General features: G+C 69.9%; 13 protein-coding genes. 8 read left to right on the top strand and 5 right to left on the bottom strand.

The annotated features are described in order from the left end of the window. Window positions 1-3 precede the first annotated feature (3 nt). From MCHLDSM_RS19885 to mftR, 3 genes are read right to left on the bottom strand one after another with little or no spacing between them, the layout of a single operon-like run. Window positions 4-1,284, bottom strand: coding sequence for a VOC family protein (locus tag MCHLDSM_RS19885; protein ID WP_048471655.1), 1,281 nt, complete (start codon window positions 1,282-1,284; stop codon window positions 4-6). Beyond that, window positions 1,281-1,805, bottom strand: coding sequence for an RNA polymerase sigma factor (locus tag MCHLDSM_RS19880; protein WP_048471654.1), 525 nt, complete (start codon window positions 1,803-1,805; stop codon window positions 1,281-1,283). Before MCHLDSM_RS19880 ends, MCHLDSM_RS19885 begins: the two co-directional genes overlap by 4 nt. Before the next feature lie 4 nt (window positions 1,806-1,809). Then, window positions 1,810-2,436, bottom strand: coding sequence for a mycofactocin system transcriptional regulator MftR (gene mftR, locus MCHLDSM_RS19875; RefSeq protein WP_048471737.1), 627 nt, complete (start codon window positions 2,434-2,436; stop codon window positions 1,810-1,812). A 90-nt stretch (window positions 2,437-2,526) separates the two neighbouring features. Between mftR and mftA the strand changes: the two genes are divergently transcribed. The 7 genes from mftA to mftG all read left to right on the top strand — a co-directional run bounded on the left by mftA (window position 2,527) and on the right by mftG (window position 8,981). Then, a complete protein-coding gene (mftA, locus tag MCHLDSM_RS36425; RefSeq protein WP_073682527.1) occupies window positions 2,527-2,619 on the top strand; it encodes a mycofactocin precursor MftA in 93 nt (30 codons plus the stop codon). Window positions 2,620-2,621: 2 nt separating this feature from the next. Continuing rightward, window positions 2,622-2,906, top strand: a complete 285-nt coding sequence (gene mftB, locus MCHLDSM_RS19865) for a mycofactocin biosynthesis chaperone MftB (protein ID WP_048419644.1) — start codon at window positions 2,622-2,624, stop codon at window positions 2,904-2,906. Continuing rightward, on the top strand, window positions 2,903-4,090 hold the full coding sequence (gene mftC, locus MCHLDSM_RS19860; protein WP_048471653.1) for a mycofactocin radical SAM maturase: 1,188 nt from the start codon (window positions 2,903-2,905) through the stop codon (window positions 4,088-4,090). The genes mftB and mftC overlap by 4 nt, the downstream gene beginning before the upstream one ends. Window positions 4,091-4,094: 4 nt before the next feature. Next, a complete protein-coding gene (mftD, locus tag MCHLDSM_RS19855) occupies window positions 4,095-5,270 on the top strand; it encodes a pre-mycofactocin synthase MftD (RefSeq protein WP_048471652.1) in 1,176 nt (391 codons plus the stop codon). A gap of 124 nt (window positions 5,271-5,394) precedes the next feature. Beyond that, the gene (mftE, locus tag MCHLDSM_RS19850) at window positions 5,395-6,138 is read left to right on the top strand and encodes a mycofactocin biosynthesis peptidyl-dipeptidase MftE (protein WP_048471651.1); all 744 of its coding nucleotides are present in this window, start codon (window positions 5,395-5,397) and stop codon (window positions 6,136-6,138) included. Next, complete coding sequence (gene mftF, locus MCHLDSM_RS19845; protein ID WP_048471650.1) at window positions 6,135-7,550, top strand: mycofactocin biosynthesis glycosyltransferase MftF; 1,416 nt, start codon at window positions 6,135-6,137, stop codon at window positions 7,548-7,550. Before mftE ends, mftF begins: the two co-directional genes overlap by 4 nt. Before the next feature lie 6 nt (window positions 7,551-7,556). Continuing rightward, window positions 7,557-8,981: a mycofactocin dehydrogenase MftG gene (gene mftG, locus MCHLDSM_RS19840; protein ID WP_048471649.1), complete on the top strand. Its 1,425-nt coding sequence runs from the start codon at window positions 7,557-7,559 to the stop codon at window positions 8,979-8,981. Here the strand turns inward: mftG and MCHLDSM_RS19835 are convergent. After that, on the bottom strand, window positions 8,971-10,527 hold the full coding sequence (locus tag MCHLDSM_RS19835) for an MFS transporter (RefSeq protein WP_048471648.1): 1,557 nt from the start codon (window positions 10,525-10,527) through the stop codon (window positions 8,971-8,973). The genes mftG and MCHLDSM_RS19835 overlap by 11 nt on opposite strands. A gap of 91 nt (window positions 10,528-10,618) precedes the next feature. Here MCHLDSM_RS19835 and MCHLDSM_RS19830 point away from each other — a divergent pair, with 91 nt between their 5' ends. Continuing rightward, the gene (locus tag MCHLDSM_RS19830; RefSeq protein ID WP_048471736.1) at window positions 10,619-11,245 is read left to right on the top strand and encodes a TetR/AcrR family transcriptional regulator; all 627 of its coding nucleotides are present in this window, start codon (window positions 10,619-10,621) and stop codon (window positions 11,243-11,245) included. Here MCHLDSM_RS19830 and MCHLDSM_RS19825 read toward each other — a convergent pair. Next, window positions 11,211-12,461: a cytochrome P450 gene (locus MCHLDSM_RS19825; RefSeq protein WP_048471647.1), complete on the bottom strand. Its 1,251-nt coding sequence runs from the start codon at window positions 12,459-12,461 to the stop codon at window positions 11,211-11,213. The genes MCHLDSM_RS19830 and MCHLDSM_RS19825 overlap by 35 nt on opposite strands. Window positions 12,462-12,467: the final 6 nt, after the last annotated feature.

The raw sequence follows: 12,467 nt of genomic DNA, 5'->3' as shown, positions 1-12,467 counted from the left end.
GTGTCAGAGCTCGCCGAGATAGAACCGGGTGCCCTGATCGTCAGTGCACTGAGCGGACTTTCCGTACGCCTGCTGCGTGGGCTCGTCGATCACCGCACCACCCGCCTCCCGGACCCGCACGACGGCAGCGTCGATGTCGGTGACGGTCCACATCGGCACGGTCACCGCGGCATCGCAGCCGCCGGCCGCACCCGACATCGGGTGGCAGTCCCGGACAGCCCAGCCGTCGGAGATCCGGCCCGGTTCGAAGGTCCAGGACAGCACGCGGCCGTAGAACGACCGGAAGCCGGCGGACTCCGTCGCCTCGTAGGTGATGTAGGACAGATCGCCTGGCCCCGATCCGTTGAGCGCGGGACGGGCCTCTCCCGGCTGGGGAACGAACACACCGAACCGGCGTCCCTGCGGATCCACGGCCGTGAGCACTGCGCCGACATCGAACTGCTCGACGCCGCCGACCGTGCCGCCACCCTCGGTGATGGCCGCCCGCGCCGCGGCCAGATCGTCCACCGCATAGCAGCAGAACAGCGTGTGCTCGTCCGGGACCGAGGAGAAGCCGATGCGCAGCCCGGGCTTCCGAACCGTCCCTGTGGCCGGGTCGTACTGCCAACCCAGCACGTATCCGTAGAACGCGCCCGCCCGCTGCGCATCCGGCGTCCACACCGCCACGTACCCGGCATCGCCGTGCCGGATTGGCACCGCCGCCCCGGCCACCGGTCCGGTCAGCATCCACCGGTGCCCGAACGGGTCGACGATCGTGGCGTTGCGCCCACCATGGGCGTCGTAGGGCTCACGCTGCACCTGGGCGCCGAGGTCGCGGGCGCGTCGTAATGCGGCATCCACATCGGGCACCGCGAGCATCAGGCTCACCGAGACCTCCTGCACCGCAGGCGCTTTCAAGCCCAGCTCCGGATACTCGTCGGCGAGGTAGAACACCCCGCCGGCGATCCCGAGCTCCGCGTGACCGATCCGGCCGTCCGGCATCACGATCGGTTCCCCCTGGGCGGCGGCGCCGAACGCGTCCGCGTACCAGGCGAGGGCACGGCGAGCGTCGGCGACCGCGAGATACGGGATCGCCGCGGCCCGGGGCGTCGACGGGGCAGCCAGTTCTGCCAGGACGGTGTCGGTTCCGCTCATGCTCACTCCTCGGGTTCGCTCCGGTTGACGATCGAACAGGTTCGCGGCCGCCTCCAGTCGCGACCTCAGGCGTGCGGCGAAGGCCGGATCGGGGGCGACGGGAAGGTCGCCGCCGCGCAGCACCTGCAACGGATCGGGGGATTCGCTCACGGCGTTCCTCCTTCCCGGTGGGGGTAGTTCTCCCGGAACGCCCGCCGGGCGCGCACCAGCAGCGCCTCGGTGGCGTGCACCGTGCGGCCCATCAACTCGGCGCACTCGCCGACCGAGCAGTCGTCCATGTAGCGCAGCGCCAACACGGTGCGGTGCTGCTCGTTGAGCCGTGCCAGCACCTGCTCGGCGACGATGCGGTCCAGTTCGGCGTCCCACTCGTCGGGTGGGTCGGCCGGTTCGGGCGCCTCGGCCACCGACACGGTGAACCGTCCGTGTCCCCGGCGGTAGTGGTCAGCCAACTTGTGCCGCGCGACCCCGATCAGCCACCGCACCGTCACCGGTGGCGGCGTCGACTTGCGGGCAGCGTCCATCGCGGCCAGGAAGGTCTCCGACGTCAGGTCTTCCGCCGTTCCGCGGTCACCGCAGCGCCGGACGAAGTACCCGTAAACGGCGGGTAAGGCCTCGTCGTACAGCGCGAGCAGCGCCCGTGGAGCGGGGTCGGCCTCGGGTTCGGCGCTCACACCTTCATCGTTGCCGGGGGCGTGCAGATTCCGACACCCGAGTTTCCAGCCCGGCCAGCCCGCCGGCCAGCAGATCGAATGCGTCACCCAGCGCCGCGGCCAGCGACACCGACTCGTCGGCCAGCCACTGCTCGTAGGCGGCCAGCGCCACCGCGAGCATCGTCCAGGCCGCGGTCTGCGGAATCAGATCCGCGGGGGAGATGCGCAGCCGCGCCGCCACGAACGACGCCACCACCGCCCGCCATCCCGCATACATCGTCATCGAATATGCCTGCAGTGCTTCGGTTTCCAGGATGAGCCGCATGCGCTGCCGGTGCCGGTCGGCGTCGTCGAAGTCGTTGAAGGCCAGCAGCGCGGCGCGCAGCGCCTCGTGCACCGGCGCCTCCGCATCGGTCGCGGCCAGCAGTCCCTTCATCAGGCCGAGATGGGCGTCGAAGTCGCCCCACGGCAGGGCGTTCTTCGAGGGGTAGTACCGGAACAGCGTCCGGCGGGCGATGCCCGCCGCCGCCGCGACGTCGTCGACGCTGACGTCGTCGAAGCCGCGCTCGGAGAACAGGTCGATCGCGACCGCACTGATGTGCTCCCAGCTCGTGGACCGGCGGCGGCCCACCCGTGCCCTGGCGGGTTGCATCGGCATCCCCCTTCCATTTAGGCACCCGGTGCCTTATTGTTGCGATCTGCGTCACAAATGTCGAGCCCATCCAACAGAAAGGCGAGTGCCATGGAGCCGAGTCAGCACACCGAGAACGACGAGCTCGTGACCGAGAGCCTGGTCGAAGAGGTCTCCATCGACGGGATGTGCGGGGTCTACTGATCATGACCGCGCCGACCTTCGATCCGGACCAGCGCTGGCGGCTGCATCCGCAGGTGGCCGTCCGGCCCGAGCCGTTCGGCGCGCTGCTCTACCACTTCGGGACCCGCAAGCTGTCGTTCCTGAAGAACCGGACGATCGTCGAGGTGATCAACTCGCTGGGTGATCACCCCGACGTTCGATCCGCTTGTCGCGCAGCAGGAGTCGAGGATTCCCAGCTGTCGCCCTACCTGCACGCGATGAGCGTGCTGGTCGCCTCGAACATGTTGATCGCAGGAGAGGACCGATGACCGTCACCGCCCCCGTGCCCCGCCTGGTCGACCAGTTCGAACGCGGCCTGGACGCACCGATCTGCCTGACGTGGGAGCTGACCTACGCCTGCAACCTGTCCTGCGTGCACTGCCTGTCCTCGTCGGGCAAGCGCGACCCGCGCGAGCTGACCACCCGCCAGTGCATGGACATCATCGACGAGCTCGAACGCATGCAGGTGTTCTACGTGAACATCGGCGGCGGCGAGCCGACTGTGCGCTCGGACTTCTGGGAGCTCGTCGACTATGCGACGGCCCACCACGTCGGGGTCAAGTTCTCCACCAACGGCGTGCGCATCACCGAAGAGGTCGCAGCCAAGCTGGCGGCCAGCGATTACGTCGACGTGCAGATCTCGCTGGACGGCGCCACCGCGGAGGTCAACGACGCGGTGCGCGGACCGGGGTCGTTCGCGATGGCGACGCGCGCGCTGGAGAACCTGCGCGCGGCGGGTTTCACGGACGCCAAGATCTCGGTGGTGGTGACGCGCCACAACGTGGACCAGCTCAACGACTTCAAGGCGTTGGCCGACGCCTACGGGGCGACGCTGCGCATCACCCGGCTGCGCCCCTCGGGCCGCGGTGCCGACGTCTGGGACGAACTGCACCCCACGCCGGCCCAGCAGGTGCAGCTCTACGACTGGCTGGTCGCCCACGGCGAACGGGTGCTGACCGGCGACTCGTTCTTCCACCTGTCCGGTCTCGGTGAACCCGGCGCGCTGGCCGGGCTCAACCTGTGCGGCGCCGGCCGGGTGGTCTGCCTGATCGATCCCGTCGGCGACGTCTATGCCTGCCCGTTCGCCATCCACGACACGTTCCTCGCCGGAAACATCCTCACCGACAACGGTTTCCAGAGCGTCTGGCAGAACTCCGAGCTGTTCCGGGAGCTGCGTGAGCCGCAGTCGGCCGGGGCGTGCGGCAGCTGCGGGCACTACGACGCCTGCCGCGGCGGTTGCATGGCGGCGAAGTTCTTCACCGGTCTGCCGCTGGACGGTCCGGATCCCGAGTGCGTGCAAGGGTACGGCGAACCCGCGCTGGCCCTGGACCGGGACAAGCCCAAGCCCAGCGTCGACCACTCCCGTAGCGGCGGCCGCACCCCCAAGGGCCCCATCCCGCTCACCCTGCTGAGCGCCCCTCCGAAGAAATTCTGCAACGAAAGTCCTGTGTAGTCCCATGGCACGTGATACCTGGTTCGAAACCGTCGCCATCGCCCAGCAGCGGGCGAAGAAGCGGCTGCCCAAGTCGGCCTACTCCTCTCTGATCTCGGCCAGTGAGAAGGGCGTGACGGTCTCCGACAACGTCGAGTCGTTCGCCGAGCTCGGCTTCGCGCCGCACGTCATCGGGGCCACCGAAAAGCGTGACATGGCGACAACGGTGCTGGGGCAAGACATTTCACTGCCCGTCATCATCTCGCCCACCGGCGTGCAGGCCGTCGACCCCGACGGTGAGGTGGCCGTCGCGCGCGCCGCCGCGGCCCGCGGCACCGCGATGGGGCTGTCCTCCTTCGCGAGCAAGCCCATCGAAGAGGTCACCGCGGTCAACGACAAGATCTTCTTCCAGATCTACTGGCTCGGCAGCCGCGACGACATCCTGGCGCGGATGGAGCGGGCCCGGGCGGCCGGCGCCAAGGGCCTGATCCTGACCACCGACTGGAGCTTCTCGCACGGTCGCGACTGGGGCAGCCCGAAGATCCCCGAGCAGATGGACCTCAAGACCATGATCCGGATGTCTCCGGAGGTCATCACCAAGCCGCGGTGGTTCTTCAGTTTCGCCAAGCAGCTGCGCCCGCCCGACCTGCGGGTTCCCAACCAGGGACGGCGCGGAGAGACCGGCCCGACGTTCTTCGAGGCCTACGGCCAGTGGATGGGCACCCCGCCGCCGACCTGGGAAGACGTCGCGTGGCTGCGCGAACAGTGGGGCGGCCCGTTCCTCCTCAAGGGCATGGTGCGTGTCGACGACGCGAAACGCGCTGTCGATGCGGGTGTTTCGGCGATCACGGTGTCCAACCACGGCGGCAACAACCTGGACGGCACGCCGGCGGCGATCCGGTGCCTGCCGGCCATCGCCGATGCGGTGGGCGACCAGGTGGAGGTTTTGCTGGACGGCGGCATCCGGCGGGGCAGCGACGTCGTCAAGGCGGTTGCTCTGGGCGCCCGTGCGGTGATGATCGGCCGGGCCTACCTGTGGGGTCTGGCCGCCAACGGACAGGCCGGTGTGGAGAACGTCCTGGACATCATACGCGGTGGCGTCGACTCGGCGCTGATGGCGCTGGGTAAGTCCTCGATCCACGATCTGACCCGCGAGGACATCCTGATTCCCGACGGTTTCACCCGCACCCTGGGGGCGTGAGCGCCGCTTCCTCGGTCCTGGTACGTGCGGGGCGGAGGGGGCTGACGTGAAACCGCCGTCCGCCGGTGTGACGAACTGCGGAAAATCAACGGCCACGCATGCGCCAACAACTGGCGCACACCAGGTGAATTCGGCCTACCATGCTCGCGTGGCTTTTCCCCGCGAGCTCGGGAACTCAACGTCGAGGCAGCTGCAGAATTCGTCGCCCGCGCTGGTCGTCCCGGTTGGTTCCACCGAGCAGCACGGACCTCATCTGCCGCTGGACACCGACACTCGCATCGCGACCGCTGTGGCCGATGCGCTCGTGGCGCTGCTGCATGAGCGGACGTCCGATCCGTGGATGGTTGCTCCGGCAATCGGTTACGGCGCCAGCGGTGAGCACGAGGGATTCGCCGGAACCGTCTCGATCGGCACACCGGCACTGGCGGAACTGCTCGTCGAGTTCGCGCGATCGGCGTGCCGGTGGGCGTCGCGGCTGGTGTTCGTCAACGGCCACGGCGGCAACGTGGAGGCGCTGCGCCGGGCCGTGACGCTGCTGCGGTACGAGGGGCGCGACGCGGGCTGGTGCTCCTGCGTCGCTGCGCAGGCCGACGCGCACGCCGGCCACACCGAAACTTCTGTATTGCTACATATTTCGCCGCACGTCGTGCGCGATGACCTCCTGGTGGCCGGTAACCTTTTGCCGCTGACGGAGTTGATGCCACAATTGCGCCGCGGGGGAGTCGCCGCCGTCAGTTCGCTGGGAATCCTGGGGGACCCCACGACGGCGACGGCGGAAGAAGGGGGCAGGATCTTTGCTGAGATGCTCGACGCGTGTCTGGGCCGCGTCACTCGGTGGGCACCTGACCGCGAGGGGATGTTGAGGTGAACGGGCCGCGCCTGCCCGACGGCTTCGCCGTCCAGGTGGATCGACGCGTGCGCGTCCTCGGGGAGGGGGCCGCGCTGCTCGGCGGCTCGCCGACGCGGCTGCTGCGGCTGGCGCCGGCCGCGCAGACGATGCTCACCGGCGGCAGGCTCGAGGTGCACGACGCGGTCAGCGCGCAGCTGGCCCGCACTCTGCTCGATGCCACCGTCGCCCACCCGCGGCCGCTGAGCGGACCGTCGCATCGTGACGTCACGGTGGTGATCCCGGTGCGGGACAACCCAACTGGGCTCACCCGGCTGCTCACCGCGCTGCGCGGGCTGCGGGTGGTGATCGTCGACGACGGCTCCGAGACGCCGGTCAGCGCCGTCGATTTCGACGACGTGCACTGTGACCTCACGATCTTGCGGCTGGAGCGCAGCAAGGGCCCGGCCGCCGCACGCAATGCCGGACTGGCGGCCTGCGACACCGACTTCGTGGCGTTCCTCGACTCCGACGTCGTGCCGCGCCGGGGCTGGCTCGAGGCGTTGCTGGGCCACTTCTGTGATCCGGCCGTCGCGCTCGCCGCGCCGCGGATCGTCGCGCTGCATCCCTCCGACAGTGTGGTGGCCCGCTACGAGGCCGTCCGCTCGTCGCTGGACCTCGGGCTCCGGGAGGCGCCGGTGGTGCCCTTCGGCACCGTGTCCTACGTGCCCAGCGCCGCCATCATCTGCCGGCGCAGTGCGCTGATCGAGGTCGGCGGCTTCGACGAGACCCTGACCTCCGGTGAGGACGTCGACCTGTGCTGGCGGCTCAACGAGGCCGGTGCCCGGCTGCGCTACGAGCCGATCGCGCTGGTCGCCCACGACCATCGCACCGAACTCCGAAAATGGTTCGCGCGCAAGTCTTTCTACGGAGGTTCGGCAGCCCCGCTGTCCATCCGCCATCCCGGCAAGACCGCCCCGCTGGTGATCTCGGGGTGGACGCTGGTGGTCTGGATGCTGGTCGCGCTGGGCTCGTGCTTCGGCTACCTGGCATCGGCGGCGGTCGCTGCGATCACCGGCCGGCGGATCGCCAAGTCGCTGTCCAGCGTGCAGACCGAACCCCTGGAGGTCGCTGTCGTCGCCGCGCAGGGGCTGTGGTCGGCGGCGCTGCAGCTGGCGTCGGCGATCTGTCGGCACTACTGGCCGGTGGCGCTGATCGCGGCGGTGCTCTCGCGACGGTGCCGCCAGGTGGTGCTGGTGGCCGCGGTCCTCGACGGGGTGTTCGACTGGGCCACCCGCAGCCACGGCAGCGCCGACGACGACACCAAGCGGGTCGGGGTGCTCACCTACCTGCTGCTCAAGCGTCTCGACGACATCGCCTACGGCCTGGGACTGTGGACCGGGGTGGTGCGGGAGCGGCACGCCGGGGCGCTCAAGCCGCAGATCCGAACCTGAGGCCCGTTGGCTGACGTCCTGATCATCGGCGCCGGCAGCGCCGGATCCGTCCTGGCGGAGCGGCTCTCCGCCGACGAGCGCTGCCAGGTCATCGTCGTCGAATCGGGACCCGCGCCCACCGATCCGCGCGTCCGCGACCAGATCACCGACGGACTGCGGCTGCCGCTGGGGGAGGCGAGCGCGGTCGCGCGGCGCTACACCGCCGTCCTCACCGACGATCCCCGCCGCTCGGTGCAGATCATGCGCGGCGCGGTCGTCGGCGGATCCGGGGCGATCAACGGCGGATACTTCTGCCGGGCGCTGCCCACCGACATCGACGGGTGGGCCCTGCCGGGCTGGGCCTGGGCCGACGTGCTGCCGCACTTCAAGGCCATCGAGCGCGACCTCGACTTCGGGGGTGAGCCGCACGGTACGGCGGGACCCATCACGGTGCGCCGGGTTGCCGAATTCGACGGCTGCACAGCGGCGTTCGTGCGCTCGGCGCGGGAAGCGGGCTTCGCGTGGGTCGAGGACCTGAACGGCTCGACCTCGCAGCGGACGGTGCCGCCGGGGGTCGGGGCGGTGCCGCTGAACATCGACCGCGGCACGCGGGTCGGACCCGGCGGGGCGTTCCTCGAACCGGCCATGCGCCGGCCCAACCTCACGGTGCTCACCGACACCCGCGTCGGCCGGATCCGGTTCGACGGCCGCCGGGCGGTCGGGGCGGACGTCGTGGGACCGGATGGGCCCGCCACGTTGCGTGCCGACCGGGTGGTGCTGTGCGCCGGAGCGATCGGTTCGGCGCATCTGTTGATGCTGTCGGGCATCGGTCCCGCCGCCGTGCTGCGCGCCGCCGGGGTGCCGGTCGCGGTCGATTTGCCGGTGGGGGTCGACACGGTCGACCACCCGGAGTGGGTGCTTCCGGTCAGCTGGCCGGCCACCCACGGGGTCCCGCCGCTGGAGGCCGTGCTCACCACCGCCGACGGGGTGGAGATCCGGCCGTACACGGCGGGCTTCGGCGCGATGACCACCGGCCGTCGCGACGACCCGACCGATCAGCCCCACCTCGGGGTGACGTTGATGCGGCCGGCTTCGCGGGGGCGGATCACGCTCGCGTCGGATGATCCGGACCGCGACCCGGTGATCGAGCAGCGCTACGACAGCGCGCCCGCCGATGTCCGCCTGCTGCGCGACGGCACCGCCATCGCCCACCAAATCGCCGGTGACACAGTGCAATCGGAGCCTTCCTGGGCGACATCGCAGCACCTGTGTGGCAGCGCGCGGATGGGTCTGGACACCGACGCGACCGCCGTCGTGGACACCCGGTGCCGGGTGCGCGGCGTGGAGGGGCTGTGGGTGGTCGACGGGTCGGTGCTGCCGGCGATCCCCAGCCGCGGTCCGCACGCCACCATCGTGATGGCCGCGCACCGGGCCGCGGAGTTCATCGCCTGAACAGCTGCCTGCCGTCGCGGCCCGGCGCCCAGGCGGCGACGAACACGGCGCCGACGACCAGCAGGATCGACAGCACCAGCAGCGCCTGATCGGTGGCGTGCAGGAAGGCCGCCCGCGCGACCTCGGCCAGCGGTCCGCCCTGCGGGCCAAGGTGCTCGGCCAGTGCGAGCGCCGAGGCCAGCGAATCGGTGGCGGTGTGGCGGATCTGCTCGCCGAAGCCGGCGATCTGCGGCGTCAGCGAATTGCGGTAGGACGCGGCGAGGATCGAGCCCGCCACGGCGATCCCGACCGCGGCGCCGACCTCCCGCGTCGCGTCGTTGACCGCCGACGCGACGCCCTGCTTCTCGTCGGGCACCGCATTCATGATCGCCGATGTCGTTGGGGCCGTGCACAATCCGATGCCGGCGGCGATGATCAGCATCGGCCACATCAGATCGAGGAACGTGGCGTCCACCTCGAGGAAACGCATGCAGAACAGTCCGACGGCCATCAGCAGCAGGCCGACGGTGACGCTCAGCCGCAGGCCCACCTTCGGGAGGTAGAGGTGCATGGTGGCGCCGAGGATCAGTACCGGGACCGCCAGCGGGGACAGCGCGAACGCGGTCTGCAGCGCGGTGTAGCCCATCACCAGCTGCATGAACTGCATCTCGATGAAGAAGAAGCCGAAGTTGGCGATGAACAGGAACGTGATCCCGACGGCGCCGGTGGCGAAATCGGGCCGACGGAACAGCCGCACGTCGAGCAACGGGTGGCGGCGCCGCAGCTGCACGATGGTGAACAGGACGGCCAGCACCACGCCGCCGGCCAGGGTGCCCAGCACCAGGGGATCGGTCCAGCCGCGGGCCGGCGCCTCGACGACGCCGAGCACGAACACCGCGATGCCGGTGCCGATCAGCGTGGCGCCCAACCAGTCGATGGGGGTGCGCGTCTGGTCGCGCGAACTGCCGATGGTGCAGGTGAGTGCGAACATCACCAGCGCCGCGGCGGCGAACGCGACGAAGATCGATTGCCACGAAAAGTGCTGCAGCAGAACGCCGGTACCGAGGAAGCCGAAGATCGCGCCCGATCCGGCGACCCCGGCCCAGATGCCGACGGCCTTGTTGCGCTCGGCCTTGCCGAACGCGGCCGTGAGCAACGACAGGGTCGCCGGCATGATGAACGCCGCGCCGACGCCCGCCACGGCGCGGGCGGCGATCAGCTGGGTCGGACTGTTCAGCAGGATCGGAGCCGCCGAAGCCAGCGCGAAGATCGCGAGCCCCACCAGCAGCGCCCCGCGGCGGCCGTAGCGGTCCCCGAGCGCGCCGGCGGGCAGCAGCAGGCAGGCCAGCGCCAGGGTGTAGCCGTCCACGATCCAGGTGAGTTGGCTCTGCGTCGCCGACGTCTGGACCGCGATGTCGGGCAGTGCCGCGTTGAGCGCGACCATCGACGAGATGACCATCAGCACGTCGACGCTCGCGACCGCGAGCAGCCAGCGCCGTGCGCGTGGTGACAGGCGGGCGATCTCGGCGTCGATATCCTGATCTGATTGCGTGAGGGCGTCGGCCATGGGCTCTCTCTCGCCGGGAGACTTTCGAGACTAACAGTCTCGTTGGGAGACCGATAGTCTTGTTCTTCCCGCTGTGGAGGTGGAGGAAACCATGACGGCCGCCAGTGGCGACCCGAGGCCGGCCCGGTCCCGCGCCCGTCTGCTCGACGCGGCGACGACGCTGCTGCGGGCCGGCGGCCCCGGCGCGGTGACCATCGACGCGGTCACCCGGCAGGCCAACGTCGCGCGCGCCACTCTCTACCGCCACTTCCCGAGCGCGAATGATCTTGTGGCAGCGGCGTTCATGAGCCTGATCCCACCGCCGCCCATGCCGCCGGAGTCGGGCACCCTGCGCGAGCGGCTCATCGCGATCGTCGGTGAGTGGGCCACGTCGATCGCCGAGGTGCCGACGACGCTGACCGCGATGGCGTGGCTGTCGCTCGGCCCGGACATCGCGGCGGTGCCGTCCGCGGGTCAGGGCGGCGCGCAGGTCCGGTCGTTGCGGGAGCGGATCGCCGAACAGTACTCGGCGCCCTTCGACGCGATCTTCGACAGCCCCGAGGCCGTCGCGGAACTCGGCGCGGTGGACCGGGCCACCGCGTTCGCTCTGCTGATCGGACCGCTGGCGTTCGGCAGGCTCAGCACGCTGATCGACTTCGACTACCGCGCCGTGGCGGTCGCGGCGGTCGACGGCTTCCTGGCGGTCAGCGCAGCGAGTAGCGGATCGGCAGGTGCTTGAGTCCGCCGACGAACGTGGTGGCGGCCAGCTCGGGTTCGCCGGTCAGCTCGATCGACTCGAGCCGCGGCACCAATTCGGTGAAGAGGCTGTTCATCTCCATCCGGGCCAGCGCCGCGCCGAGGCAGAAGTGCACGCCGTAGCCGAACGACACGTGCCGGTTGGGGTCGCGGGCGATGTCGAAGCGGAACGGTTCGTCGAAGATCTCCTCGTCGCGGTTGCCTGACACGTACGCCAGGTAGACGTTCTCGCCTTTGGCGATGGGAACCCCGCGCACCGTGGTGTCCTCGGCCGCGGTGCGCATGAACTCCTTGACCGGGGTGGTCCAGCGGATCATCTCCTCGACCGCGGTCGGCATCAGGTCGAGGTTGTCGCGCAGCCGGGCCAGCTCGTCCTGGTTCTCGATCAGCGCGAGCAGGCCGCCGGAGATCGCGTCCTTGGTGGTGTCATGGCCGGCGCTGGCGACGATCACGTAGTAGGAGGCGGTGTCGATGTCCGACATCGGCTCACCGTCGATCTTGCCGTTGGCGATCGCCGACGCCAGGTCGTCGGTCGGGTTCTCCCGGCGCGACGCGGTCAGCTTGGCGAAATACGTGAAGAAGTCCAGCAGCACCGCCATCTGATCTTCCGGGCTGACCCCGCGCTTGTACTCGTCGTCGTCGCCGCCGAACATCTCCTGGGTCAGCGAGTGCATGCGCCCGTAGTCCTCCTCGGGCAGGCCCAGCAGCGACATGATCACGTAGAGGGGGAACTGCACCGCGATGTCGGTGACGAAGTCGCATTCAGGGCCGATGTCCCGCATCCGGTCGACGTAGCGCCTGGCCAGTTCGTCGACGCGAATCTTCAAGTCCCGCATCGCTTTCGGGCGGAACCAATCGGCGCCGATCGCGCGCACCTTGCGGTGGTGCGGATCGTCCATGTGGATCAGCGTGCGGATACCCATGCCGGCCTCCATCTGGGCGGCCATGTAGTCGTCGGCGGCCGCGGTCGCCAGCAGCGGGCGCGGCTCGGACAGGAACAGGTCGTTGGCCCGTTCGATGGCCATGATGTCGGCGTGCTTGGTGATCGCCCAGAACGGACGGTAGGGCGGGTTGTCCACCCACGCGACGGGCTCGTTGGCCCGCAGATGGGCGAGTGCCGCGTGCAGTCGGGCGTCGTCGGCATACGCCGTGGGGTCGGCCAGGACTTTGGCGGCGTCGTCCATCGTGCGTGGGGTCATGAAGCT

This window comes from Mycolicibacterium chlorophenolicum (assembly GCF_001044235.1).
In the GTDB taxonomy this organism is placed as follows: Bacteria; Actinomycetota; Actinomycetes; order Mycobacteriales; family Mycobacteriaceae; genus Mycobacterium; species Mycobacterium chlorophenolicum.
The sequence above is the reverse complement of the archived record's forward strand: the minus strand, read 5'-3'. Positions and strand labels throughout refer to the sequence as shown.

Bases quoted from the DNA above. Each gene is read 5' to 3' on its own strand.
- mftB (WP_048419644.1), top strand. From the start codon at position 2,622: ATGACCGCGCCGACCTTCGATCCGGACCAGCGCTGGCGGCTGCATCCG.
- MCHLDSM_RS19830 (WP_048471736.1), top strand. From the start codon at position 10,619: ATGACGGCCGCCAGTGGCGACCCGAGGCCGGCCCGGTCCCGCGCCCGT.
- mftR (WP_048471737.1), bottom strand. From the start codon at position 2,436: ATGCAACCCGCCAGGGCACGGGTGGGCCGCCGCCGGTCCACGAGCTGG.
- mftD (WP_048471652.1), top strand. From the start codon at position 4,095: ATGGCACGTGATACCTGGTTCGAAACCGTCGCCATCGCCCAGCAGCGG.
- MCHLDSM_RS19825 (WP_048471647.1), bottom strand. From the start codon at position 12,461: ATGACCCCACGCACGATGGACGACGCCGCCAAAGTCCTGGCCGACCCC.
- mftC (WP_048471653.1), top strand. From the start codon at position 2,903: ATGACCGTCACCGCCCCCGTGCCCCGCCTGGTCGACCAGTTCGAACGC.
- mftA (WP_073682527.1), top strand. From the start codon at position 2,527: ATGGAGCCGAGTCAGCACACCGAGAACGACGAGCTCGTGACCGAGAGC.
- MCHLDSM_RS19835 (WP_048471648.1), bottom strand. From the start codon at position 10,527: ATGGCCGACGCCCTCACGCAATCAGATCAGGATATCGACGCCGAGATC.